Raw genomic sequence first — 24,755 nt, 5'->3', positions numbered from 1 at the left:
GGCTGTTTAATGCCGCTGTCCAATGTCCATATTCTTCATCAGGATGCTGCTGTCCTGGTGGTGAACAAGCCTACCCTGCTGCTGTCCGTGCCTGGTCGCGCCGACGACAACAAGGACTGCCTGATCACCCGCCTGCAGGAGAACGGCTACCCCGAGGCCCGTATCGTCCACCGCCTGGACTGGGAAACGTCGGGCATCATCCTGCTGGCACGAGATGCCGATACCCACCGTGAATTGTCTCGTCAGTTCCACGACCGGGAAACCGAAAAGGCCTACACCGCCCTGTGCTGGGGCCAACCGGAACTGGACAGCGGCAGCATCGACCTGCCATTGCGCTACGACCCACCCACCAAGCCCCGGCATGTGGTGGACCATGAGTTCGGCAAAAACGCCCTGACCTTCTGGAAAGTATTGGAACGTTGCGGCGATTGGTGCCGGGTTGAACTGACACCGATTACCGGCCGCTCGCACCAACTGCGGGTGCATATGTTGTCCATTGGTCACCCGTTGCTGGGTGATGGTTTGTACGCTCATGAGCAAGCGTTGGCCGCATGGCCGCGACTATGCCTGCATGCGAGCATGCTGAGCTTTACTCATCCGCAAAGCGGCGAACGCTTGCGCTTCGAGTGCCCCGCCCCGTTCTAAAGGCTGCATACGGTCAAAAATGTGGGAGCTGGCTTGCCTGCGATAGCGGTCTAGCAGTACAAAACAGGCAGACTGAGACACCGCCATCGCAGGCAAGCCCGCTCCCACACTCGATCTGCGTCACTTCTCGCCACCGAGCCAAACCAATACGGTAAACTCCGCGCATTGCTGTCTGGAGCTACTTATGCGCGAAGAGTTGAACCAAGGCCTGATCGACTTCCTCAAGGCCTCCCCTACCCCGTTTCATGCCACCGCCGCCCTTGCTCAGCGCCTGGAAGCTGCGGGTTTCCAGCGTCTGGACGAGCGTGAGACCTGGACCACCGAGGCCAACGGTCGCTATTACGTGACCCGCAACGACTCCTCTATCATTGCCTTCAAGCTCGGCCGTCACTCGCCGCTACAAAGCGGGATTCGCCTGGTCGGCGCCCACACCGATAGCCCATGCCTGCGGGTCAAGCCCCAGCCTGAGCTGCAACGCCAGGGCTTCTGGCAGTTGGGGGTTGAAGTGTACGGCGGCGCACTGCTGGCACCGTGGTTCGACCGCGACCTGTCCCTGGCCGGCCGTGTCACCTTCCGTCGCGATGGCAAAGTCGAAAGCCAGTTGATCGACTTCAAGTTGCCCATCGCCATCATCCCCAACCTGGCCATTCACCTGAACCGCGAAGCCAACCAGGGTTGGGCGATCAATGCCCAGACCGAACTGCCACCGATCCTCGCGCAATTTGCCGGTGACGAGCGTGTGGATTTCCGCGCCGTACTCACCGAACAACTGGCTCGGGAACACGGCTTGAACGCCGACGTGGTGCTCGACTATGAACTGAGCTTCTACGACACCCAGAGCGCCGCAGTGATTGGCCTCAATGGCGACTTCATCGCCGGCGCCCGCCTGGACAACCTGCTGTCATGCTACGCCGGCCTACAGGCCTTGCTCACCAGCGACACCGAAGAAACCTGCGTGCTGGTGTGCAACGACCATGAAGAGGTGGGCTCCTGCTCGGCCTGCGGTGCCGACGGTCCGATGCTGGAACAGACCCTGCGCCGCCTGCTGCCCGAAGGTGACGAGTTCGTACGCACCATTCAGAAGTCGCTGCTGGTATCCGCCGACAACGCCCACGGCGTACATCCCAACTACGCCGAAAAGCACGACGCCAACCACGGCCCGAAACTCAACGCCGGTCCGGTGATCAAGGTCAACAGCAACCAGCGTTACGCCACCAACAGCGAAACCGCCGGGTTCTTCCGCCACCTGTGCATGGCCGAAGAAGTGCCGGTGCAAAGCTTCGTGGTACGCAGCGACATGGGCTGTGGCTCGACCATCGGCCCGATCACCGCCAGCCACCTGGGTGTGCGTACCGTGGACATCGGCCTGCCGACGTTTGCCATGCATTCGATCCGTGAATTGTGTGGCAGCCATGACCTGGCACACCTGGTGAAGGTGTTGAGTGCGTTCTACGCGAGTCGCGACTTGCCTTGATGTAGCCACTGCCGAGGGACGAGTCTGCGATGTGTCGGGGCCGCTACGCAGCCCATCGCAGCCTCGTACCTCGGCAGCGGCTACAAATGTTATTTCTGACACACATCAACCCCACTTCCCACAAACCGGCCTAGACTTATACTCATCCCTCAACGACAAGGCCGTCGCCCATGATCACCATGTCCGCCTTCCACTCCATGCTCATTCCCATCCTCACGGGCATGATCCTTCTGGCCGTCGGCTTCAACTTCCGCGACAAGAACCTTGGCGTGTTCAGCATGTGGATCGGCATGCTGCTGATCCTCGGCACCGTGGTTTACAAGATCCTCGCCAAGCTCGCCGAGTAACAAATGCACTCGCATTGGGCATAGCGGCCTCGTACACTCGGTCAATTCGTCGTATCTAAGGTTGACCGCCTCGTGCTTGCCCGTCTGTTTACCCTGCCGTATTACCTGCTTGTTTGCCTGCTCACCTTGTTGCCCATGGCCCCTGCCCAGGCTGTTGGTCTACCGGGATTGTTGAGTGGCACCAACAAAACCCAACCGCAGGCTGACGTACCTCTGGGGCAATCCCTGGACGAGGTGATCAAGACCCTGGAAAACGACCAGCAGCGCACCAAGCTGCTGAGCGACTTGAAGAAGCTGCGCGAGACCACGCAAAAAGCCCAACCCGTCGCCGAACAAGGCGTACTCGGTTTGATCGGCGGCACCCTGACCAGTCTTGAGCAGCAGTTTTCCGGAGCCGACAGCCCACTGAGCCGCTGGTCCAACGAAGTCGACCAAGCCAAGGATGAACTGACGGCACTGATGCTCCCGGCCAGTGAATGGCTGCCGATCATCTTTGGCTTTGCCGTGATCCTGGCACTCTGGAGCTTGCTGGCCGCTGCGCTGATCTGGATCAGCCATCGAGTGCGCGAGCGTTTCGGCCTCAGCGAAGAACTGCCGCAACACCCCAGGACCTGGGACATGCTGCGCTTTGCCCTGCGCAAACTGGGCCCTTGGCTGATCGCCCTGGTAATCACCGTCTACCTGAGCTACGCACTGCCCTCATCCCTGGGCAAATCCCTGGCGATGATGCTGGCCTACGCATTGGTGGTGGGTACCTGTTTCTCGGCCATCTGCGTCATCGCCTTTTCGGTACTGGACGGTCCTCACCGCCACCGCGCGCTGTACATCCTGCGTCACCAGGCGTTCCGGCCGCTGTGGTGGATCGGCAGCTTTGCCGCGTTCGGCGAAGCCCTGAGCGACCCACGCATGACGGAAAGCCTGGGGCCCCACCTGGCCCACACGACAGCAACCGTCGCCAATGTGATGGCCGCGCTGTCCACCGGCGTGTTCATCCTGCGCTTCCGACGGCCCATTGCGCACCTGATCCGCAACCAGCCCCTGTCACGCCGCCTGACCCGCCGCGCCCTGAGCGACACGCTCTCAATCATCGGCACCTTCTGGTACCTGCCGGCTCTGCTGCTGGTGGGCATCTCGCTGTTCGCCACCTTCCTCTCCGCCGGCGACACCAGCACCGCCCTGCGCCAATCGCTACTGTGCACGGTATTACTGGTGCTGTGCATGGTGATCAATGGCCTGGTACGCCGCCATTCACTCAAACCCCAGCGTGGGCACAAGCGTCATGCGCTGTATTCCGAGCGCCTGAAAAGCTTCGTCTACACCCTGGCGCACCTGGTGGTATGGCTGGTGTTTATCGAACTGGGCCTGCGGGTCTGGGGCCTGTCGTTGATTCGCTTTACCGAAGGCGACGGCCATGAAATCAGCGTCAAGCTGTTCGGCCTTGGCGGCACGTTGCTGTTTTCCTGGTTGATCTGGATCCTCGCCGACACCGCCATTCACCACGCGCTCACCCGCTCGCGCAAAGGCCTGGCCAACGCCCGCGCACAGACCATGATGCCGTTGATTCGCAACGTGCTGTTCGTGACGATCTTCATCATCGCCTCCATCGTCGCCCTGGCGAACATGGGCATGAACGTCACGCCACTGCTCGCCGGTGCCGGTGTGATCGGTCTGGCCATCGGTTTTGGTGCCCAATCACTGGTGGCGGACTTGATCACCGGCCTGTTCATCATCATCGAAGACTCCCTGGCAATTGATGACTATGTCGACGTCGGCGGTCACCTGGGGACAGTCGAGGGGCTGACCATTCGTACGGTGCGCCTGCGGGATATCGACGGCATCGTCCACACCATTCCGTTCAGCGAAATCAAAAGCATCAAGAACTACTCCCGGGAGTTTGGCTACGCGATCTTCCGGGTGGCGATCCCCTACAACATGGAGATCGACGACGCTATCAAATTGATGCGCGATGTCGGCCAGAAGATGCGCAATGATCCGTTGCAGCGCCGTAATATCTGGTCGCCACTGGAGATCCAGGGGGTAGAAAGTTTCGAGTCCGGCAGTGCGATTCTTCGCGCACGCTTCAAGACCGCACCGATCAAGCAGTGGGAAGTTTCGCGAGCGTTCAACCTGTCGCTCAAGCGGCATCTGGACGAAGCCGGGCTGGACCTGGCAACCCCACGCTTGAGCGTGCAGGTAGTGACGGCGGCGGGAGGCATGCAAGAGAAAGAATAGGCGCCGCCCGGACGACACGAGGATCAACAACAATAATCAGGGAGAAGTCCTTATGCGGTTAACCGGTCTTACACATCAATGGGTTCTAGGCCTGCTGTGCGGCGTCGCCAGCAGTGCAGTCATGGCCGCCAGCAGCGGCCAGGACAGCGCCCGGGAAGAAATCGCCGCCCAGGCGAAAATCCTCGAGCCGGCCCTGCTGGAAACCCGGCGCGACATCCACGCCCATCCCGAACTGGGCAACACCGAAAAACGCACGGCCGAACGGGTGGCCAAGCAACTGCGCGAGATGGGCCTGGACGTAAAAACCGGCGTCGCCCGCACTGGCGTGGTCGCGATCCTCAAAGGCGCGTTGCCCGGCCCAACCGTCGCCTTGCGTGCCGACATGGACGCATTGCCGGTCAAGGAAACCTCCGACCTGCCCTTTGCCTCCAAAGCCAAAGGCGTGTACCTGGACAAAGAAGTCGACGTGATGCACGCCTGTGGCCACGACGCCCACACTGCGATCCTGCTGAGTACAGCGAAAATTCTCACCGGCATGCGCGACCGATTGCCGGGCACCGTGGTGTTCTACTTCCAGCCTGCCGAAGAAGGCCCGAGCGACTTCATCCCCGACGGTAAAAACACCTGGGGCGCGAAGATGATGGTGCAGGAAGGCGTAATAAAATCGCCCAAGCCGGATGCCGTCTTTGGCCTGCATGTCTGGGCCGGTGTACCTGCCGGGCAAATCGCCTATCGCCCGGGGCCGACCCTGGCCAGCTCGGATGACCTGCGCATCAAAATCCTCGGTAAACAGACCCACGCCGGCCGGCCATGGGACGGCATCGACCCGATCACCGTGGGCGCGCAGACCATCGTCGGTTTGCAAACCGTGGTCAGCCGTCGCACCGACATCTCTTCGTTTCCGTCGGTGGTGAGCATCGGCACGATCAATGGCGGCACCCGGTACAACATCATTCCTGAGTCGCTGGACATGAGCGGGACCATTCGCTCTTACGATTATGGCATCCGCCAGAAACTGCATGCGGATGTGCGCCAGACCGTGGAGAAGATCGCTGAAAGTGGTGGGGCGAAGGCTGAGGTGACGATCATTGAGAAGTACGATCCGACCATCAACAACCCGGCGCTGACCGAGAAGATGCTGCCGAGCCTGCGGTGGGCGGCCAACGGTGATGTGGTCCAGGGGCCGCTGGTGGGTGGGGCTGAGGACTTTTCGTTTTATGCCAAGGAGGCGCCGGGGTTGTTTGTGTTTCTTGGGGTGACGCCGCGGGATCAGGAGATGAGCAAGGCGGCGCCGAATCATAATCCGGGGTTCTTTGTGGATGAGTCGGCGTTGGTGGTGGGGGTTAGGACGTTGGCTTCGTTGGCTACGGATTATTTGTATGCTGGTGCTAAGCCTTGAGGCTTTAACCGAGTACATATCCGTTTTTTTGGTAATGGCTGATTAGGGTTCCGCTCTTACAGCGGGTCACTTTTGAAAAGAGCCCAAAAGTAACCAAAAGGCTCTTGCCCCACCACTCGGCACCTCGCTCAGGCTCGGTGTGCCCTCACTCCGGCATTGCTCCGTGGGCCGCCGCAATGGGCCATCCCTGGCCCAGTGCGGCTAAACCGGCGTCCTGCCGGTTTACCCACGGACCAATGCCTGCGTTCAGCCATCGTGGTTTAACGGGGCGCCTAAGATCAAGGTCAAAAGCAGATCAAGAACACAGCGGCCTACCGGCCGGCTTGAGTGGTGTGAAGCAAAGGCAAGATCAAAGGCGGGCACGGTCGACTGTGGGAGCTGGCTTGCCTGCGATGGCCATGGGTATCTACACAATTGCGCAGGAACCTGATTTTTGTAGCCGCTGCCGAGGCACGAGGCTGCGATGCGGTCCGCAGGACCGCCCTCGGGGTCTGCTTCGCAGCCCATCGCAGCCTCGTGCCTCGGCAGCGGATACAGGGTTTTTGCAGGATTCAAAAAATGTGTAGATACCTATGCTGCGATGACATCACCTCGGTGTTCCTGAAAGACCGAGTTGCCTGCATCGCAGGCAAGCCAGCTCCCACAGAAAAGCAGCTCTGCTTTCGCTCTGGACCTTGCCTTTGCTTCTACCACTCAGGTCGGCTTTCAGGCCGCCGTGCTTTTGATTTTGATCTTAGGCGCCCCGTTAAACCACGCTGGCCGAACGTAGGCATTACGCAGTGGGCATCCCGGCATGGATGCCGGGATAGCCGCGTTGGGCCATGGATGGCCCGTCGCGGCGGCCCACGGAGTAATGCCGGAGTGCGGGCACACCGAGCCTAGGCGAGGTGCCGAGTGGTGGGGCAAGAGCCCTTTGGTTACTTTGGGGCTCTTTTCCAAAGTGACTCGCTGTAAGAGCGAAACCTTAAGTAGCCGTTACCGAGAGAATGGATATGTACCCAATGATCAAACCACATCCACCCCAACATGAATCGCATCATGGCGCCAAAACTCCAGATCACAATCAATCAACCGCTCATGCTGATCATAATTAACCCGAGCAATCCGTAACCCCGGGCTCCCCACCGACACCCGTAACGCCGCAGCCGCCTCCACCTGCAACGACGTAGGCACAATCTCAAACCGCACCCGCCCGTAATGTAAGTCATACACCCGCGCATACAACTCCGTAATCGACTCATTCAAATCACATTCCAGAATCCCCGGAAAATACTGCGGATTCAGATAGTGCTCCACATACAACACCAACCGCCCATCAATCCTGCGCCCCCGACAAATCTGGATCACGCTGGACAACGCCGGCAACTGCAACCATGCACACACCGCCGCCGAAGCCGGCTGCAGTCGCGCCGAAATCACTTCGGTTGAAGGCACCCGCCCCTGGGCACTGACCATCGCGTGAAAGTGACTGCGTTGCATCAGGTTGTAAGCCAGCCGGGGCGGCGACACAAACCACCCCCGCCGCTCCTCGCGATAAATCTGTCCCTGGGCCTCAAGTTGTAACAAGGCTTCCCGCACCGTAATCCGGGTGGTACCAAACAACTCGCTGAGTTTGCGCTCGGCCGGCAGTTTGCTGGCAGGCGGCAACAAACCGTGGTCGATCTGCTCTTGCAGCGCCAGGCCAATGGTTGTCACCGCTTTGGTTGCCTCATCACGCATCAACGTTACCTATCTGGACTAGACCAGCACTGTTTGAGTGCACAAAACGCCCCTCAAACGAGCCCCTGCTACTGCGTGCAAGCCTAGGCATTGCACATGACCGACAGATGACAGCAGCGGCCAATGCTCTATCCCATAACTTGCAAGACACCGGCCAAGTCCAAGGCTTCCGGGCACTTGGTCTTCGTCTACGCTTACCCCGCAATCGTCCGTTCTTACCATCAAAAAACGACATCGACATGAAACTGTCATCCACCACGCCTAAATTGGCTCGTGTATTGCTGACCTAGACCAACACCACCGCAAACGTTCATAAAAACGCAGCGTTGAAAACGCCCAAAGGAGCTTCGGATGAAACAGCTTTTCCTGGCATCACTGTTAGGCTCGACCATTGCCATGTGCACCGCCGCCATGGCCGCTGATACCGATCTAAAAACCCTGGAAGCCGCCGCCAAGGCGGAAGGCGCAGTGAACAGCGTCGGCATGCCCGATGACTGGGCCAACTGGAAAGGCACCTGGGAAGACCTGGCCAAGACCTACGGCCTCAAGCACATCGACACCGACATGAGCTCGGCCCAGGAAATCGCCAAGTTCGCGGCGGAAAAAGATAACGCCAGCGCCGATATCGGTGACGTCGGTGCAGCCTTCGGTCCGATTGCGGTGAAACAGGGCGTGGTCCAGCCATACAAGCCGAGCACCTGGGCACAGGTGCCGGATTGGGCGAAAGACAAAGACGGCAACTGGGCCCTGGCCTACACCGGTACCATCGCGTTCATCGTCAACAAAAAGTTGCTGCACGGTTCCGAAGCACCGAAAAGTTGGGCTGACCTGAAGACCGGCAAATACAAGGTTTCCATCGGTGACGTCAGCACCGCCGCCCAGGCCGCCAACGGCGTACTCGCGGCAGCCCTGGCCAACGGTGGCGACGAGAAGAACATCCAGCCTGCACTGCTGATGTTTGCCGACATTGCCAAGCAAGGCCGCCTGTCCCTCGCCAACCCGACCATTGCCACCATGGAAAAGGGTGAAGTGGAAGTCGGTGTGGTCTGGGATTTCAACGGCCTGAGCTACAAGGCCAAGATGGCCAACCCGGATGACTACGTGGTGCTGATCCCATCGGACGGCTCGGTAATTTCCGGCTACACCACCATCATCAATAAATACGCCAAGCACCCTAACGCGGCCAAGCTGACCCGTGAATACATCTTCAGCGATGCCGGCCAGATCAACCTGGCGAAGGGCAATGCACGGCCGATTCGTGCCGAGCACCTGACCTTGCCGGCGGACGTGCAAGCCAAGCTTCTGCCAAACGAGCAGTACAAGAAAGTGACGCCAATCAAAGATGCTGACGCTTGGGAGAAGACCTCCAAGGCACTGCCGCAGAAGTGGCAGGAAGAAGTCATTATCAACATGCAATAACACCTGGAACACGGTCAGTGTGGGAGCTGGCTTGCCTGCGATAGCGGTCTGACATTCACTACCTGTGTCGACTGATACACCGTTATCGCAGGCAAGCCAGCTCCCACAGTTGATCCGGCTCCAGCAGAAAAATCGAATCAAGCCTATTAGTTGCGGAGTTCCAGCCCCTATGAAGCACAACGTCATCCTTGTCGTGCTCGACGGCCTGAACTACGAGGTTGCCCGGCACGCCATGGGGCATCTCCAGGCCTATATCGGCGCAGGACGCGCAGCACTGTACAAACTCGAATGTGAACTGCCGGCCCTGTCCCGGCCACTGTACGAATGCATCCTCACCGGGGTGCCACCCATCGAAAGCGGTATCGTCCACAACCATGTCTCGCGCCTGTCCAATCAGCGCAGCATTTTTCATTACGCCACCGACGCCGGTTTGACCACAGCGGCGGCGGCTTACCATTGGGTCAGCGAGTTGTATAACCGCTCCCCCTTCATCGCTGCCCGTGATCGTCATACCGACGACAAGGCCCTGGCGATCCAGCACGGGCATTTCTACTGGAATGACCATTACCCAGACTCGCACCTGTTTGCCGACGCGGAAAGCCTGCGCCTCAAACACACGCCGAACTTTCTGGTAGTACACCCGATGAACATCGATGACGCCGGCCACAAGCACGGCCTCGACACCCCGCAATACCGCAACAGCGCTCGTTCGGCCGACATCATCCTCGCCGACTACCTGCAAGGCTGGCTCGACGCTGGTTACCAGGTGCTGGTGACCGCCGACCACGGCATGAACAACGATCGCTCCCACAACGGCCTGTTGCCGGAAGAGCGTGAAGTACCGCTGTTTGTGCTGGGTAACGCCTTCAGCCTGACGGCATCCGCCACACCCAGGCAGACCGACCTGTGCGGCACTGTTTGCGAGCTGCTCGGCGTGCCCCACGACAAACCTGTATGCCGGGAGCTGTTGAAGTGAATTCCATGACCCGAGGCAAGTGGCTGGCCGCCTTGTGCCTGGTGCCTTTCGCCCTGTTCTTTATCGTCTTCGAGATCGCCCCGCTGCTCTGGGTGATGATCAACAGCCTGCAATCGGAAGAGTTCGGCTGGGGCCTGGCCAACTTCAGCAAGATCTTCAGTTCGAAGTTCTACTTGCAGGCGATTCAATACAGCCTGGAAATCAGCTTCTACTCCAGCATCTTCGGGATCATCATCGCGGTGCTGGGCAGTTACTCGCTGCGTCGGGTGGATGGGCCGCTGCGCAACTTCGTCACCGCCTTCGCCAACATGACCAGCAACTTCGCCGGCGTGCCCCTGGCCTTTGCCTTCATCATCCTGCTGGGGTTCAACGGCAGCATCACCATCATGCTCAAGCAGGCCGGGATCATTCAGGACTTCAACCTGTACTCCAAGACCGGGCTGATCATTCTCTACACCTACTTCCAGATTCCCCTTGGCGTGTTGCTGCTCTACCCCGCCTTCGACGCGCTGCGTGAAGACTGGCGCGAGTCCGCCGCCTTGCTCGGGGCCAACGGCTGGCAGTTCTGGCGGCACATCGGTTTGCCGGTGCTGACACCGGCGCTGCTCGGCACCTTTGTGATCCTGCTGGCCAACGCCCTCGGTGCCTACGCCACGGTGTACGCGCTGACCACCGGCAACTTCAACGTGCTGCCCATCCGTATCGCGGCGATGGTGTCCGGCGATATCTCCCTGGATCCGAACATGGCCAGCGCTCTGGCCGTGGTGCTGGTGGCGCTGATGACCGTGGTCACCGTGGTCCATCAACTGCTGCTCAAGAGGAGCTACCATGTCTCGCGCTGAACCGGGCTCGGCCGCCCTCTACCATCGGGTCGTGGTGTATCTGCTGTTCGCGATCCTGGTGTTGCCGCTGATCGGCACCCTGATCTACTCCATCGCCAGCAGTTGGTCGGCGACCATCCTGCCCTCGGGCTTTACCCTCAAGTGGTATGCGCAGCTGTGGAGCGACCCGCGGTTCCTGCATGCCTTTGGTCAGTCACTGCTGGTGTGCGTGGGCGCATTGATCCTGTCGGTGGTGTTGATTTTGCCGCTGCTGTTTGTGGTGCACTACCACTTCCCCAAGCTCGACGCGCTGATGAACATCCTGATCCTGTTGCCCTTCGCGGTGCCACCGGTGGTGTCCTCGGTGGGTTTGTTGCAACTGTATGGTTCCGGGCCGTTCGCCATGGTCGGTACACCGTGGATCCTGATCGGCTGTTACTTCACTATCGCACTGCCCTTCATGTACCGGGCGATCACCAACAACCTGCAAGCCATCAACCTGCGGGACCTGATGGATTCCGCCCAACTGCTGGGCGCCAGCACCTTTCAGGCGGCGTTCCTGGTGGTACTGCCGAACCTGCGCAAGGGCTTGATGGTGGCGTTGCTGCTGTCGTTCTCGTTCCTGTTCGGCGAGTTCGTGTTCGCCAACATCCTGGTGGGCACCCGCTACGAGACCCTGCAGGTGTACCTCAACAACATGCGTAACAGCAGCGGCCACTTCACCAGTGCGCTGGTCATCTCCTATTTCTTCTTTGTGCTGGTGCTGACCTGGGCCGCCAATATCTTGAACAAGGACAAAAGCCAATGAGCTTCGTCAGCGTCCAACACCTGCAAAAGGGCTATGCCGGAACCCCGGTGTTCAGCGACATCAATTGCGAAATCGCCAAGGGCGAGTTCGTCACCCTGCTCGGCCCGTCCGGTTGCGGCAAGTCCACGCTGCTGCGCTGCATCGCTGGCCTGACCTCAGTGGACAGTGGGACAATCCTCCTCGACGGCCAGGACATCGTCCCGTTGAGCCCGCAGAAACGGCATATCGGCATGGTGTTCCAGAGCTATGCGCTGTTCCCCAACATGACCGTGGAACAGAACGTCGCCTTCGGTCTGCGCATGCAAAAAGTCAATGCCGACGACAGCCACAAGCGGGTCCAGGAAGTCTTGCAACTGGTGGAGTTGAAAGACCTCGCCGGTCGTTATCCGCACCAGATGTCCGGTGGTCAGTGCCAGCGTGTGGCCCTCGCCCGTTCTCTCGTCACCCGCCCGCGCCTGCTGCTGCTCGATGAGCCGCTGTCGGCCCTGGATGCGCGGATCCGCAAGCACCTGCGTGAACAGATCCGCCAGATCCAGCGCGAGTTGGGCTTGACCACGATTTTCGTCACCCATGATCAGGAAGAAGCCCTGACTATGTCCGACCGGATCTTCCTGATGAACCAGGGCAAGATCGTCCAGAGCGGCGATGCCGAAACCCTCTACACCGCGCCCGTCGACGTATTTGCCGCCGGTTTTATCGGCAACTACAACCTGCTGGACGCCGACAAGGCCAGCAAGCTGCTGCAACGGCCGATCACCGGACGTATCGCCATTCGCCCTGAAGCCATCGAACTGAGCCGCAGCGGCGAGCTGGACGCCCTGGTGCGCAGCCACAGCCTGTTGGGCAACGTGATTCGCTACCGCATCGAAGCCCGCGGCGTGGAGCTGGTGGTGGACGTGCTCAATCGCTCGGCGGACGATTTGCACCCTGACGGCCAACGCCTGGCACTTTCCATCGATCCCAGTGCGCTGTGTGAGGTAGCCTGACGGGATTCACGGTTTAGACGATTGATTGAGGAAGCATGACTGATGGCTTTGGTAATTTTTGATCTGGACGAAACGCTGATACACGGCGACTGCGCCACCCTGTGGAGCGAGCAGATGGGCCGCCTGGGCTGGGTCGATGGTGAGTCGTTCATGCGCAAGAACGACGAATTGATGGCCGCCTACAGCCGGGGCGAACTGGCGATGGAAGACTTCATGGCCTTCAGCCTGGAGCCGATGATCGGCCGCACCCCGGAAGAAATCGAACATCTGGTGGAGCCCTGGGTGGAAGACATCATCGAGCCGCTGATCTACAGCGACGCCACCAGGACCATTGCCAAGCATCGCCAGAACGGTGACCGGATCCTGGTGATTTCCGCGTCAGGCACCCACCTGGTCAAGCCGATTGCGGCACGTATCGGCATCGATGAAGTGCTGGGGATCGAGCTTGAGATCAAGCACGGGGTGTACAGCGGCCATACCGTCGGCGTACTGACCTACCGCGAAGGCAAGATCACCCGCCTGATGCAGTGGCTGGAACAGGAAGGTGAAAGCCTGGAGGGTGCGTACTTCTACTCCGACTCGCGCAACGACTTGCCGCTGCTGCTCAAAGTGGAGAATCCGCAAGTGGTGAATCCGGATCCGGTGCTGCGTGAGCAGGCTGAAAAGGCCGGCTGGCCGATTCATCATTGGGACTGACTCAACCAATCTTGAAGTGCAAACCCAATCAAATGTGGGAGCTGTCTTGCCTGCGATAGCGGTGTATCAGCTCAGAAATACTTGGCTGACACTCCGCTATCGCGGCGATGCGGCGACCCGACAAGCCCGGCTCCCACAGTGACCGTATTCCAATCCGGAATCAGACCAAACTGTCGTCAATCACCAACACCAACTTCCCGGAAATCTGGTTGGTCGCCAACTCGGCAAACGCCGCTTCTGCATCCACGATCGGAAAGGTCCTGGCCAATTGCGGGCTCAAGCGACCCTCGGCAAACAACGGCCACACATGCTGGCTCAAATCACTGAACAGGTCAGCCTTGAACTGCTCATCCCGCGTGCGCAAGGTCGAACCCAGCAGTTGCACGCGCTTGGCCAGCACCTTGGCCAGGTCCAATTGCGCCTCACGGCCGCCCATCAGGCCAATCAACACCCAGCGGCCATCAAGGGCCAACAGCTTGACGTTCAGCGCCGCATAATTGCCGCCCACGGGATCAAGGATCACGTCAAACGGACCAAAATCACTCAGGCTCTCGATACCGTCAGTACGTACCACGCCGCCCTGGGCACCCAGCGCCTCGCAGTACGCCAGGCGATCCGCCGAGCCGACGCTGACCCAGCACGGGCTGCCAAAAGCCTTGCACAGCTGGATCGCCGCCGAGCCCACGCCACTGGCGCCTGCATGCAGCAACACCTTCTCGCCAGGCTTGAGGGCCGCCAACTGGAACAAATTCAGCCACGCCGTGCTGTAGACCTCAGGCAACGCCGCCGCTTCCGTCAGCGACAAACCCTCTGGCACCGGCAGCACATGACGAGCGTCAACCACCACTTCTTCGGCCATCCCGCCACCGGCCAGCAGTGCGCAGACACGATCACCGACCTGCCAGGACGAGCCAGCGCCCACTTCACTGATCACCCCGGAACACTCCAGGCCCAGCACCTGACTGGCGCCGGGCGGTGGCGGATAGAGCCCGGCACGCTGTAATAAATCGGCCCGATTCAAGCCCGCAGCCGCCACTCGAATGCGTACTTGCCCTACATCGCATGTAGGACTTGGCTCTTCCAGCCACTCCACATGACCTTCAACGCCTTGCAATGCTTTCACAGTGCCTCCATAGTGAGTCTGGACTGAGCCCGTTGCTGTAGCGCCGGGCTTTTTGCATTATGCGACCGGCCCATATGGAACCGGCGACTTCAAAGACGGCCTAATATGCGTTATCAATTGCCCCCGCGTCGAATCAGCATGAAGCATTTGTTCCCCAGCACCGCCCTCGCTCTTTTCATTGGTATCGGCCTTTTGCCGCTATCGAGCAATACGTTCGCAGCCAACAGCTGGGACAACCTTCAACCTGATCGCGATGAGGTGATTGCCAGCCTTAACGTCGTCGAGTTGCTCAAGCGCCACCATTACAGCAAGCCGCCGCTGGATGATGCCCGCTCGGTGATCATCTATGACAGCTACCTCAAGCTGTTGGATCCCTCGCGCAGCTATTTCCTGGCCAGCGACATTGCCGAATTCGACAAGTGGAAGACGCAGTTCGACGACTTCCTCAAGAGCGGCGACCTGCAGCCCGGTTTCACCATCTACAAGCGTTACCTGGACCGCGTCAAAGCGCGTCTGGACTTCGCCTTGGGTGAGCTGAACAAAGGCGTCGACACGTTCGACTTCACCAAGAAGGAAAACTTGCTGGTAGACCGCAAGGATGCTCCTTGGCTGACCACCACCGCCGAGTTGGACGACCTGTGGCGCAAGCGCGTCAAGGATGAAGTCCTGCGCTTGAAGATCGCCGGCAAAGAGCCGAAGGCCATTCAAGAACTGTTGACCAAGCGCTACAAGAATCAGCTGGCGCGTCTGGATCAGACCCGTGCCGAAGATATCTTCCAGGCCTACATCAACACCTTCGCGATGTCCTACGACCCGCACACCAACTATCTGTCGCCAGATAACGCGGAAAATTTCGATATCAACATGAGTCTGTCGCTGGAAGGTATCGGCGCAGTCCTGCAGAGCGATAACGACCAGGTCAAGATCGTGCGTCTGGTGCCGGCAGGCCCGGCCGACAAGACCAAGCAGGTCGCCCCGGCCGACAAGATCATTGGTGTGGCCCAGGCCGACAAAGAGATGGTCGACGTGGTCGGCTGGCGCCTGGACGAAGTGGTCAAGCTGATCCGTGGGCCGAAAGGCAGCGTGGTGCGCCTGGAAGTGATTCCGCACACCAACGCCCCGAACGACCAGACCAGCAAAATCGTTTCGATCACTCGTGAAGCGGTGAAACTGGAAGACCAGGCAGTCAAGAAGTCGATCCTGAACCTCAAGCAGGATGGCAAGGACTACAAGCTGGGCGTCATTGAAATCCCGGCCTTCTACCTGGACTTCAAGGCCTTCCGTGCGGGCGATCCGGACTACAAGAGCACCACACGCGACGTCAAGAAACTGCTGACCGAGTTGCAGAAAGAGAAAGTCGACGGCGTCGTCATCGACCTGCGCAACAACGGCGGCGGCTCCCTGCAGGAAGCCACCGAGCTGACCAGCCTGTTTATCGACAAGGGTCCGACCGTGTTGGTACGCAACGCTGACGGCCGTGTCGACGTGCTGGAAGACGAGAACCCGGGCGCCTTCTACAAAGGGCCGATGGCATTGCTGGTCAACCGCCTCTCGGCGTCCGCCTCGGAAATTTTCGCCGGTGCGATGCAGGACTACCACCGCGCATTGATCATCGGCGGCCAGACCTTCGGCAAAGGCACGGTGCAGACTATTCAGCCGCTGAACCATGGCGAGCTTAAGCTGACATTGGCCAAGTTCTACCGGGTTTCCGGGCAGAGCACCCAGCACCAGGGCGTGCTGCCGGATGTCGACTTCCCGTCGATCATCGACACCAAGGAAATCGGCGAAAGCGCCCTGCCCGAGGCCATGCCGTGGGACACCATCCGTCCGGCGATCAAGCCAGCAGTGGATCCGTTCAAACCGTACCTGGCGCAGTTGAAGAGCGACTATGAAGCGCGTTCCGCCAAGGATGCCGAGTTCGTGTTCATCCGTGACAAGCTGGCCCTGGCGAAGAAACTGATGGAAGAAAAAACCGTCAGCCTCAACGAAGTGGATCGCCGCGCGCAGCACGCCGACATCGAGAATCAGCAACTTGTGCTGGAGAACGCCCGCCGCAAGGCCAAAGGCGAAGCCCCACTCAAGGAACTGAAGAAAGAAGACGAAGACGCACTGCCAGCCGAGCCTGAAAAGACCAAGCCGGAAGATGATGCCTACCTGAGCGAAACCGGGCGGATTCTGTTGGACTACCTGAAGATCAGTAAGACGGTGGCCAAGCAGTAAGTGATGGCAATTTAATGTGAACGCTCCCCGGAGCGTCATCAAATAGACATCATTCTGTCGTGAAATAAAGGGCCCGATGCTTTCAGGATCGGGCCCTTTTTTTCGACCGAGAAAATCATGACCATGACCGAACAGCTGAATGCATTGGGCTCAATCCTGGCTCAAGGCAGTTTGCACAGTCTGTTCCAACCGATTATTTCCCTGTCCGAGCGCCGCATCCTCGGCTATGAAGCCCTCAGTCGCGGCCCGTCCAATAGCCCCCTGCATTCGCCCGTTGCCCTATTCTCCGTAGCCCGTCACGCCGGACGCCTGAGTGAACTGGAAATGGCCTGCCGGGAAAGTGCCTGCCGGCGCTTCAGCGCTCAAAAACTACCGGGCAAGCTGTTCCTCAACGTCTCACCGGAATCCCTGCTGGAGTCTGCCCACCAACCCGGACGAACCCTGCAACTGCTCAATGACTTCGGTATCGCCCCTAGTCGGGTGGTGATCGAACTGACCGAACAAACCCCTACCGATGACTTTCAATTGCTGCAAACCGCTCTGCATCACTACCGCGCCATGGGTTTCTCGATTGCCCTGGATGACCTGGGCGCCGGCTATTCAAGCCTGCGCCTGTGGTCGGAATTACGCCCGGACTACGTCAAGATCGACCGACACTTTATCGACGGAATTCACCAGGATGCGCTCAAACGCGAGTTTGTCGGCTCGATCCTGCAGATCGCCCGGGCTTCGCGGGCACAGGTGATCGCCGAAGGTATCGAGCTGCCAGAAGAGCTGGCGGTGCTGACGGAGATGGGCGTCGACCTGGTCCAGGGTTACCTGCTCTGCCGCCCACAGGAACATCCACCGCAGGAGGCGCGGTTGATACTGCCCAAACCCGACAGTGCCGCAGTTCCCCTCAGTGACGAAGGCAGCGACCTCAGCGCCCTGCTCAATGAACAGCCGGCCGTGGACCAAAACACTGCGACCGCCCAAGTGCTGGAGGCTTTTCGCCTTCAAGCCAATCTCAACTCGCTGGCGGTGCTGGATGAGCGCGGCCATCCCATTGGCATCGTGCACCGGCATTCGTTGTCTGACGCCCTGCTCAAGCCCTTTGCCACCGACCTGTTTGCCCGCAAGCCCATCAGCCGCTTGATGAGCGACGACTTTCTCGCCGTGGAACTGAGCCAATCCTTGCAGCAGGTCAGCCGCCTGCTCACCAGCCGCGCGCGCCAACGTATCGAGGAGGACTTCATCATCACCCTCAACGGTGACTACCTGGGGCTGGGCCGCGTGATTGACGTGCTCAAGCTGATTACCGAGCTGAAGATCCAGCAAGCGCGCTACGCCAACCCGCTGACCTTGCTACCGGGTAACGTACCGATCCAGCAATGCCTCACCCGGCTGTTGCAGCAGCGGCGCGAATCAGTGATTTGTTACGTGGACATCGACAGCTTCAAGCCATTCAACGATATCTATGGCTACGGCCGTGGGGATGAAGTGCTGCTGTGCCTGGCGCAATGCCTGAACGATCGGGTCGATCCCAGCCGTGACTTTGTCGGGCACATCGGCGGCGATGACTTTCTGCTGGTGCTGGGGCCGCAGGACTGGCGCAAGCGGCTCAATCAGCTATTGGATGACTTCCACACCCAGTGCCGACGCTTCTACCGCAGCGAACACCTGGAGGCCGGCTGCTTCGTCGCGCTGAATCGCCAAGGTGTGCGCCAGGAGTTTGCCCTGCTGTCGCTGTCCATTGGCGTGGTGCATTTATATCCACAGGCCTGTGGACAACTCGATGCAAGCCAATTGGCTGAGCTGGCGTCACAGGCCAAACACCACGCGAAGAACATCGCGGGGTATAGCATTCATGTGATTGATAGTTTGCAGATCGACGCACAAGAAGCGTCGGTGAGCTGACTCGCTTCAGCCAAGCTGTTCCAGGCGAATCTGCGCCAACGGATGCCCGGCCTTGGCAGCCATCTTCCACCAACGGGCCGCCTCAACCGGATCAGGCGCCTTGCCAAGACTGCCCGCCAGGCTCAACACGCCAATCTGGTAGGCCGCCTTGCCATCCCCGCCTTGGGCCGCCAGGCGCAGCAAGCGCACGCCTTCTTCACGAGCGCCCAGGCCCCGACCACGAAAGGTCAGGATATGCCCGTAAAAGCTCTGCGCCCCGACATTGCCGAGGTTGGCCATGCGTGCAAACTGACCTTCCAGCCAACGCCAACCGCGGGGCTGCTGCACAAACCAGGACCAGTGAAACAATTTGCGCGCCAGCCGGTAGCTGACATACGCCTTGAGTTTCCTGAACACTAGGCCTCCGCTGATTCGGGGTAATCGTACTCAAATACCCGCACCACCTCGGATGCGTGCCACGACGCCGCTGCCACCCCATCGGAGGGCCCGCAAAAGCGTCCCAGGCGTTCAACACATTCAAAGAAGCCGGTACGCGGCAAGCGGCTGGCTCCCTGACTGATCACCAGGGAGCTGCGCAGTGGCTGCTCGGCCTTGGCGTCGAGGGCCGCCAAATGCTCCAGGGCAGCCGTCAAGGTTTGCATGGCGGGGGTAGGAAATTGCAGGCGCTCCAGCAACGCGCGATAGGTCAGGAGATGTCGCTGACGGCGGGCCTGATCAAGTTCGTTGATTAACCCTTCCCAATGTTGACGGCTGATGCGTACGCTCACGGTTCTTCCCTCCAGCCCGGCACGCCCAGTTCCCAGGCCAGGCTACGGCGAATGGCGGCATCCGGTTGGCGTTCACCACGTTCGATCAACCCCAGGTACGACGGGCTGATGCCCACCGTACGGGCCAATGTCTCGATGGCCAACCCCTTGGCTTCCCGCAGGCTGCGCAGTTGCTCCAAGGGCTGCAAATCCTCAGCGACTGTGGCCAGGATAGGGTTCGAAGAAGGCGTCGTTGGTGGCTGCACACCGGCGGCTTTTAACAGCGCCTGATACTGAGCCCATGGCAAAACCGCGTATTCGGGTTCGCCATCCCTTGAAATTATTTGAATATCCATGACTGCCCCGTAGGATCACAACACTTACTGAGTAAGCACTTTCCTTAGGAGTGTAATCCTAACAGCCACAAAGAGCGCAGGGGGATATTGGCAAGGTTCAGTTTTTTTGCGGATTTTCCCGCTCAAGCAATTGTGGCGTCGCTGGCAAGCGCTCAACCACGGCCAGCTTCTCGGGCCGCTGTGCGTCACGCCATGCACGAAAAGCGCTCAGTTCGCCGTCCAGGGTCTTCATGACCCATGCCAGCACGGCAATGTCATCGAGCATGCCGAACACCGGGATAAAGTCCGGGATCGCATCAATCGGGCTGAGGAAATACATCAGCCCCGCCACCACTGAAATCAGTGCCTTGGGGCTAATGGCGCGGTACTCACCACGCCAGTAGGCCAGGCACAAGGCCTGGAGCAGCTTGAGATCATCCTTGAGCTTCCCCAACCGACTGCCCTGGCTCGCGCCTTTGGCGGCCACCGCAAACAGCAAGGTCGGCAAACGACCCCGGCCAATCAAGCGCGCGGCCATGGGCAGGAAACGGGTGAAATTCCAGGGTGTGTTCATCATCGCTCCAGTTCCAGGCGTTAGAAAAGGTTATCCACACAAATTGTGGATAACCTTGTGAACAGAGCCCATTTTCAAGGCTGAAAGCCACGTATTACAAGGCTCACAGTCAGATCGGGCATTTTTTGCGCACATAAAAAAAACCCAAGAATTCGTTGACTTGAAGGCCATCTGCGACTAGCCACGCTTGAGTCTTTTATCAGACGGCTCCAGAGCGCTTCCGTTCGATTGGATTTCGAAGGGTATACCTCAGATACAACAACGCCCCGTCGAGACGGGGCGTTGTGTGTTCAGGCGCTGATTATTTCGCAGCGGCTGCTTCTTTTGCCGGATCCTTGATCGCCAGCAGTTCCAGGTCGAATACCAGCACGGAGTTGGCTGGAATCGCCGGGCTCGGGCTCTGGGCGCCGTAGGCCAGGTCGGACGGGATGTACAGCTCGTACTTCTCGCCAACATGCATCAGTTGCAGGCCTTCGACCCAACCTGGAATCACGCCGCTGACCGGCAGATCAATCGGGCTGCCGCGATCCACGGAGCTGTCGAAGGTGGTGCCGTTGGTCAGCTTGCCGGTGTAGTGAACAGTCACCACGTCGGTAGGCTTTGGTTGAGGACCGTCAGCTTTTTTCACGATCTTGTATTGCAGGCCGGAAGCAGTGGTGACCACTCCTTCCTTCTTGGCGTTTTCTTCGAGGAATTTCTTGCCGGCGGCTGCCGACTCTTCACTCATCTTGGCCATGCGCTCTTCAGCACGCTTTTGCAGTGCTGCGAAGGCTTCGACCAACTCGTCATCCTTCAGCTTCTGTTCTTTCTTGCCGACGGCATCTTCGATGCCTTGGGCTACCGCTTTGGAGTCCAGGTCATCCATGCCTTCCTGGGCAAGACTTTTGCCCATGTTCAGGCCGATACCGTAGGAAGCTTTTTGCGCCGGGGTTTTCAGCTCTACGCTGGTTTGCGAATCACAACCCGCAAGTACCAGGCTAACCAGGGCCACCGCCGCCGCCAACCGATGCTGTTTCATGCTATTTCCTTGTTCGTGTGCCAAAAGGGCAATCGAGTAAAGTCGCGAGCTTATCAGGCGGCCACGACCAATGGCTACCGGCATGAGAGCAGGAGATTTCTGATAAGTTCACGTGTTTAAACGCATTTTCATTCACTATAGGGCTCTGCTACGGACAGCAGAACCACTAACAACAGGGCTCATGGCCACTTGCCGCACCTGTGGCGTAATGGCATAAGAACCCTACAACTCGACAAGGATAGTTATCTTGCGCATTTTTTCCCGTGTTTTACTCCTGATCCTCGCATTGCTTGGCCTGGTCCTGGCGGTGGTGATCTACTACGTCATCAACCCGAAACTGCCGAACTACATACCGGTAGAGCAGGTGCACTACCAGGAACAGTGGAGTGCAGCCGATCGGCAGACCTATTACTTCACGCCCCAGGGCACCCAGGTAAAAGGCCTGCGCTATGACTGGTTCACCGCGCTGGAACTACCATTCTCCGAGCAACGCTTTGCCACGCCTGAGTATTTGGCGCGCTTCGGTTTTCTGGTGGATCCCAAGCAGGCACCCACCGCGCAAAACCCGGGCAACCTGCCCGTCGGGTTTGCCCGGCACAAGAATGCCGGCAGCAATGACGAATTTCTCGATATTACCTGCGCCGCCTGCCACACCGGCGAACTGCACTTCAAGGGCCAGGCCCTGCGCATCGACGGTGGCCCGGCCCAGCATGTGCTGCCCTCCAGCGTGCCGACCCTGCGCGGTGGCAGCTTCGGCCAGGCCCTGGTCGCCAGCCTCGCCTCCACCTACTACAACCCGTGGAAATTTGAACGCTTCGCCCGCAAAGTCCTGGGCCAGGAATACGACAACCAGAACGAACAGGCGCTGCGCCAGGACTTCAAGCAATCCCTGAACAACTTCCTGCGCGTGGCCTGGAACGATACCCACCGCGGCCTCTACCCCACCGAAGAAGGCCCGGGGCGCACCGACGCCTTTGGCCGTATCGCCAATGCCAGCTTTGGCGACGCCATTTCCCCGGACAACTACCGCGTCGCCAACGCCCCGGTGGACTACCCGCAGCTGTGGGATATCTGGACCTTCGACTGGGTGCAATGGAACGGCTCGGCCCAGCAGCCCATGGCACGCAACATTGGCGAAGCCCTGGGCGTGGGCGCAACACTGGACTTCTTCGACAGCGCCGGCCAGCCTCTCAAAGGCGATGCCCGCTACCCCTCCAGCGTACGCGTGCGCGACCTGAACCTGATCGAAGAAACCCTGCAACGACTCAAGCCGCCGACCTGGCCTGAAGACCTGTTCGGTGCCATCGACAAACCGCTGGCTGCCCAAGGCCGTGCCCTGTTCACCGAAAACTGTGCCGGCTGCCACGTGCCCGCTGTTACCCAGGTCAATGGCCGCCCGGTACAGCAATTGAAAATGCTACCTGTCGAGGTGATCGGCACCGACCCCGGTGCCGCCAATAACATTGCCGATCAGCGCTACGACCTCAGCGCCCTGCAATGGGACCCGGCAGAGTTGGCGCAGTTGAATGTCGAACTGCACCCGACCCCTACCGAGCCCCTGGACCTGCACAAAATGTCAGTCGCCAAAGGCCTGGCCTACGTCACGGCCTTTGTCGAAGACCACGCCTACCGCGCCGCCGGCGTCACCCCGACCGAACGTCCGCGCCTGGACGGTTACGGCCTGCCCATCGGCGTGCGAGAACTGCGGGCCTACAAGGCACGGCCACTGGCCGGTGTCTGGGCCACACCGCCGTTCTTGCATAACGGTTCGGTACCGACGATTTACCAGTTGCTCTCGCCACAGGACGAACGCAGCGCCACTTTCTATAAAGGCACCTTTGAATACGATCCCCGTCACCTGGGCTATCAAACCGGTGCATTCACCAACGCCTTCCTGTTCGACACGCGCATCACCGGCAACCACAACAGCGGCCACGAATTCCGCGCCGGCCAGCGTGGCAACGGTGTGATCGGCCGAGCCTTGCAGCCTCAGGAACGTTGGGCCTTGCTGGAATATCTGAAAGTGCTGGGCGGCCCGCTGGAGCAGCAACTGCCATGACCCACTCTCTTTGCAAAAAAGGATTTTTTTGATGCTCGCTCGAATGTGGCTGCGCCTCGGCGCATTTCTCGGCAAGACCCTGTTATGGCTGGTGGGCCTGGGGTTGCTCGGCTGGTTGTTGTCCACCATGTGGTTCGCCTGGCAACACAGCGGGCCGGTCTCGGCGGATGAACAAATCCCCCCTGGAGAAGCCGCCATGACCCAAGGCATCATTCAGACTGCAGTGCGCATCGTCGACCAACACCGCGAAGGCACCCGCTACCTGAGGGACGCCCATGCCAAGGCTCACGGTTGTGTGAAGGCCGAAGTCAGCGTCCTGCATGACCTAGACCCGGCCCTGCGCCAAGGTGTATTCGCCGAACCCGGCAAAACCTGGCAGGCGATGATTCGCCTGTCCAACGGCAACGCTTATCCGCAGTTCGACAGCATCCGCGATGCCCGTGGCATGGCGATCAAACTGCTGGACGTGCCGGGCAAGCAACTGCTCGCGGATCAACAGGCGCGCACCGAGCAGGATTTTGTGATGTTCAACCATCCGAACTTTTTCGTCAGTGATGTGGCGGAATATGCGCAGAACGTTGCTGCGCAGGCGGATGGAAAGAAGGTTATGGCGTTCTTCCCCAGTATTGATCCGCGTAGCTGGCAGGTGCGGCATCTGTTTATCGCCTTGGCGACCCTCGCGCCAGCGCCGGCGAGTCCGATGCAGACGACGTATTTTTCGGTGTCGCCTTACAAGTTTGGAGCGGCCAATGCGAAGTTTCGGGTGACGCCGGATCCAGAGAATTGCCCTGAATATATCCTGCCCAAACAGAATCAGGATCTGCCGAACTTCTTGCGCAGTGCGTTGAGTCAGCAGCTGTCGACTGATCGGGTGCCGGCGTGTTTTGTGTTGCAGGTTCAGCGGCAGGATTCGCGCAAGTTTATGCCGATTGAGGATACGAGTATTGAGTGGAAGGAGAGTGATGCGCCTTATGAGACGGTGGCTTATGTCAGGGTTGGGGCTCAGGATTTTGATACGCCTGCGTTGAATCTGGCGTGTGATAACCAGTCGTTTAATCCGTGGTTTGGGGGGGAGGCGCATCGGCCGATTGGGGGGATTAATCGGTTGCGTAAGGCGGTGTATGAGGCGGTCAGTGACTATCGGCATAGTCGTAATTTGTAGGTTTTTTTGGTTGGGGGCATATCCGTTGCTGCGGTAACGGCCGCTTAGGGTTCCGCCCTTACGGCGGCTCACTTTTGAACAGCGCAAAAGTAAGCAAAAC

The 24,755-nt window shown here is 59.4% G+C and carries 22 protein-coding genes; 15 read left to right on the top strand and 7 right to left on the bottom strand.

Translation table 11 applies throughout. From position 1 onward, the window contains the following. The first annotated feature begins 9 nt into the window (after window positions 1-9). The 5 genes from GNF76_RS24760 to GNF76_RS24745 all read left to right on the top strand — a co-directional run bounded on the left by GNF76_RS24760 (window position 10) and on the right by GNF76_RS24745 (window position 6,097). Window positions 10-645 (top strand): RluA family pseudouridine synthase, encoded by a 636-nt coding sequence (locus GNF76_RS24760; RefSeq protein ID WP_008432172.1) that lies wholly within the window; start codon window positions 10-12, stop codon window positions 643-645. Window positions 646-829: 184 nt separating this feature from the next. Continuing rightward, window positions 830-2,119, top strand: a complete 1,290-nt coding sequence (locus GNF76_RS24755; RefSeq protein ID WP_155585707.1) for a M18 family aminopeptidase — start codon at window positions 830-832, stop codon at window positions 2,117-2,119. 170 nt (window positions 2,120-2,289) lie between these two features. Continuing rightward, complete coding sequence (locus GNF76_RS29375; RefSeq protein ID WP_169353639.1) at window positions 2,290-2,466, top strand: hypothetical protein; 177 nt, start codon at window positions 2,290-2,292, stop codon at window positions 2,464-2,466. A 72-nt stretch (window positions 2,467-2,538) separates the two neighbouring features. After that, window positions 2,539-4,698 (top strand): mechanosensitive ion channel domain-containing protein, encoded by a 2,160-nt coding sequence (locus tag GNF76_RS24750; RefSeq protein WP_178123555.1) that lies wholly within the window; start codon window positions 2,539-2,541, stop codon window positions 4,696-4,698. A gap of 52 nt (window positions 4,699-4,750) precedes the next feature. Further along, window positions 4,751-6,097 (top strand): amidohydrolase, encoded by a 1,347-nt coding sequence (locus GNF76_RS24745; protein WP_155585706.1) that lies wholly within the window; start codon window positions 4,751-4,753, stop codon window positions 6,095-6,097. Window positions 6,098-7,102: 1,005 nt separating this feature from the next. On the opposite strand, the gene GNF76_RS24740 is transcribed toward GNF76_RS24745, so the two are convergent. Continuing rightward, entirely contained in the window at window positions 7,103-7,816 is a 714-nt protein-coding gene (locus GNF76_RS24740; RefSeq protein WP_155585705.1) for a UTRA domain-containing protein, read from the bottom strand. Between the two features lie 351 nt (window positions 7,817-8,167). On the opposite strand from GNF76_RS24740, the gene GNF76_RS24735 reads away from it, so the two are divergent. The 6 genes from GNF76_RS24735 (at window position 8,168) to GNF76_RS24710 (ending at window position 13,522) form a co-directional block, all read left to right on the top strand. After that, window positions 8,168-9,235: an ABC transporter substrate-binding protein gene (locus GNF76_RS24735; protein WP_155585704.1), complete on the top strand. Its 1,068-nt coding sequence runs from the start codon at window positions 8,168-8,170 to the stop codon at window positions 9,233-9,235. Between the two features lie 169 nt (window positions 9,236-9,404). Continuing rightward, window positions 9,405-10,211, top strand: a complete 807-nt coding sequence (locus tag GNF76_RS24730; protein WP_155585703.1) for an alkaline phosphatase family protein — start codon at window positions 9,405-9,407, stop codon at window positions 10,209-10,211. Window positions 10,212-10,216: 5 nt separating this feature from the next. Next, window positions 10,217-11,053: an ABC transporter permease gene (locus GNF76_RS24725; RefSeq protein ID WP_155585750.1), complete on the top strand. Its 837-nt coding sequence runs from the start codon at window positions 10,217-10,219 to the stop codon at window positions 11,051-11,053. After that, window positions 11,040-11,840: an ABC transporter permease gene (locus GNF76_RS24720; protein WP_155585702.1), complete on the top strand. Its 801-nt coding sequence runs from the start codon at window positions 11,040-11,042 to the stop codon at window positions 11,838-11,840. The genes GNF76_RS24725 and GNF76_RS24720 overlap by 14 nt, the downstream gene beginning before the upstream one ends. Next, the gene (locus tag GNF76_RS24715; RefSeq protein ID WP_155585701.1) at window positions 11,837-12,826 is read left to right on the top strand and encodes an ABC transporter ATP-binding protein; all 990 of its coding nucleotides are present in this window, start codon (window positions 11,837-11,839) and stop codon (window positions 12,824-12,826) included. Before GNF76_RS24720 ends, GNF76_RS24715 begins: the two co-directional genes overlap by 4 nt. Window positions 12,827-12,868: 42 nt before the next feature. Next, window positions 12,869-13,522, top strand: a complete 654-nt coding sequence (locus GNF76_RS24710; RefSeq protein WP_155585700.1) for an HAD family hydrolase — start codon at window positions 12,869-12,871, stop codon at window positions 13,520-13,522. A 160-nt stretch (window positions 13,523-13,682) separates the two neighbouring features. Here GNF76_RS24710 and GNF76_RS24705 read toward each other — a convergent pair whose 3' ends face one another. After that, entirely contained in the window at window positions 13,683-14,645 is a 963-nt protein-coding gene (locus GNF76_RS24705; RefSeq protein WP_178123553.1) for a zinc-binding dehydrogenase, read from the bottom strand. Window positions 14,646-14,783: 138 nt separating this feature from the next. On the opposite strand from GNF76_RS24705, the gene GNF76_RS24700 reads away from it, so the two are divergent. Further along, window positions 14,784-16,865, top strand: a complete 2,082-nt coding sequence (locus GNF76_RS24700) for a carboxy terminal-processing peptidase (RefSeq protein WP_178123551.1) — start codon at window positions 14,784-14,786, stop codon at window positions 16,863-16,865. A gap of 117 nt (window positions 16,866-16,982) precedes the next feature. Beyond that, a complete protein-coding gene (locus GNF76_RS24695) occupies window positions 16,983-18,761 on the top strand; it encodes a bifunctional diguanylate cyclase/phosphodiesterase (RefSeq protein ID WP_155585698.1) in 1,779 nt (592 codons plus the stop codon). 6 nt (window positions 18,762-18,767) lie between these two features. Here the strand turns inward: GNF76_RS24695 and GNF76_RS24690 are convergent, their stop codons facing one another. The 5 genes from GNF76_RS24690 to bamJ all read right to left on the bottom strand — a co-directional run bounded on the left by GNF76_RS24690 (window position 18,768) and on the right by bamJ (window position 21,434). After that, a complete protein-coding gene (locus tag GNF76_RS24690; protein WP_178123549.1) occupies window positions 18,768-19,157 on the bottom strand; it encodes an SEL1-like repeat protein in 390 nt (129 codons plus the stop codon). Beyond that, window positions 19,157-19,528, bottom strand: a complete 372-nt coding sequence (locus GNF76_RS24685) for a hypothetical protein (RefSeq protein WP_178123547.1) — start codon at window positions 19,526-19,528, stop codon at window positions 19,157-19,159. The genes GNF76_RS24690 and GNF76_RS24685 overlap by 1 nt, the downstream gene beginning before the upstream one ends. Then, window positions 19,525-19,863, bottom strand: a complete 339-nt coding sequence (locus GNF76_RS24680; protein WP_155585696.1) for a helix-turn-helix domain-containing protein — start codon at window positions 19,861-19,863, stop codon at window positions 19,525-19,527. Before GNF76_RS24680 ends, GNF76_RS24685 begins: the two co-directional genes overlap by 4 nt. A 97-nt stretch (window positions 19,864-19,960) precedes the next feature. Continuing rightward, complete coding sequence (locus GNF76_RS24675) at window positions 19,961-20,416, bottom strand: YkvA family protein (RefSeq protein WP_155585695.1); 456 nt, start codon at window positions 20,414-20,416, stop codon at window positions 19,961-19,963. Between the two features lie 301 nt (window positions 20,417-20,717). Then, window positions 20,718-21,434, bottom strand: a complete 717-nt coding sequence (gene bamJ, locus GNF76_RS24670; RefSeq protein WP_155585694.1) for a BamJ family beta-barrel-assembly machinery protein — start codon at window positions 21,432-21,434, stop codon at window positions 20,718-20,720. Between the two features lie 247 nt (window positions 21,435-21,681). Here bamJ and GNF76_RS24665 point away from each other — a divergent pair, with 247 nt between their 5' ends. Both GNF76_RS24665 and GNF76_RS24660 read left to right on the top strand, forming a co-directional pair. Beyond that, window positions 21,682-23,493, top strand: coding sequence for a di-heme-cytochrome C peroxidase (locus GNF76_RS24665; protein WP_155585693.1), 1,812 nt, complete (start codon window positions 21,682-21,684; stop codon window positions 23,491-23,493). Window positions 23,494-23,524: 31 nt separating this feature from the next. Next, window positions 23,525-24,655, top strand: a complete 1,131-nt coding sequence (locus tag GNF76_RS24660) for a catalase family protein (protein WP_155585692.1) — start codon at window positions 23,525-23,527, stop codon at window positions 24,653-24,655. Window positions 24,656-24,755 lie beyond the last annotated feature (100 nt).

Origin of the sequence: Pseudomonas spelaei (genome assembly GCF_009724245.1) — a bacterium.
Taxonomy (GTDB): Bacteria; Pseudomonadota; Gammaproteobacteria; order Pseudomonadales; family Pseudomonadaceae; genus Aquipseudomonas; species Aquipseudomonas spelaei.
The sequence above is the reverse complement of the archived record's forward strand: the minus strand, read 5'-3'. Positions and strand labels throughout refer to the sequence as shown.

Bases quoted from the DNA above. Each gene is read 5' to 3' on its own strand.
- GNF76_RS24675 (WP_155585695.1), bottom strand. From the start codon at position 20,416: ATGAACACACCCTGGAATTTCACCCGTTTCCTGCCCATGGCCGCGCGC.
- GNF76_RS24735 (WP_155585704.1), top strand. From the start codon at position 8,168: ATGAAACAGCTTTTCCTGGCATCACTGTTAGGCTCGACCATTGCCATG.
- GNF76_RS24755 (WP_155585707.1), top strand. From the start codon at position 830: ATGCGCGAAGAGTTGAACCAAGGCCTGATCGACTTCCTCAAGGCCTCC.
- GNF76_RS24745 (WP_155585706.1), top strand. From the start codon at position 4,751: ATGCGGTTAACCGGTCTTACACATCAATGGGTTCTAGGCCTGCTGTGC.
- GNF76_RS24720 (WP_155585702.1), top strand. From the start codon at position 11,040: ATGTCTCGCGCTGAACCGGGCTCGGCCGCCCTCTACCATCGGGTCGTG.
- GNF76_RS24760 (WP_008432172.1), top strand. From the start codon at position 10: ATGCCGCTGTCCAATGTCCATATTCTTCATCAGGATGCTGCTGTCCTG.
- GNF76_RS24695 (WP_155585698.1), top strand. From the start codon at position 16,983: ATGACCATGACCGAACAGCTGAATGCATTGGGCTCAATCCTGGCTCAA.
- GNF76_RS24715 (WP_155585701.1), top strand. From the start codon at position 11,837: ATGAGCTTCGTCAGCGTCCAACACCTGCAAAAGGGCTATGCCGGAACC.
- GNF76_RS24725 (WP_155585750.1), top strand. From the start codon at position 10,217: ATGACCCGAGGCAAGTGGCTGGCCGCCTTGTGCCTGGTGCCTTTCGCC.
- bamJ (WP_155585694.1), bottom strand. From the start codon at position 21,434: ATGAAACAGCATCGGTTGGCGGCGGCGGTGGCCCTGGTTAGCCTGGTA.
- GNF76_RS24710 (WP_155585700.1), top strand. From the start codon at position 12,869: ATGGCTTTGGTAATTTTTGATCTGGACGAAACGCTGATACACGGCGAC.
- GNF76_RS24660 (WP_155585692.1), top strand. From the start codon at position 23,525: ATGCTCGCTCGAATGTGGCTGCGCCTCGGCGCATTTCTCGGCAAGACC.
- GNF76_RS24740 (WP_155585705.1), bottom strand. From the start codon at position 7,816: ATGCGTGATGAGGCAACCAAAGCGGTGACAACCATTGGCCTGGCGCTG.
- GNF76_RS29375 (WP_169353639.1), top strand. From the start codon at position 2,290: ATGATCACCATGTCCGCCTTCCACTCCATGCTCATTCCCATCCTCACG.
- GNF76_RS24700 (WP_178123551.1), top strand. From the start codon at position 14,784: ATGAAGCATTTGTTCCCCAGCACCGCCCTCGCTCTTTTCATTGGTATC.
- GNF76_RS24730 (WP_155585703.1), top strand. From the start codon at position 9,405: ATGAAGCACAACGTCATCCTTGTCGTGCTCGACGGCCTGAACTACGAG.
- GNF76_RS24680 (WP_155585696.1), bottom strand. From the start codon at position 19,863: ATGGATATTCAAATAATTTCAAGGGATGGCGAACCCGAATACGCGGTT.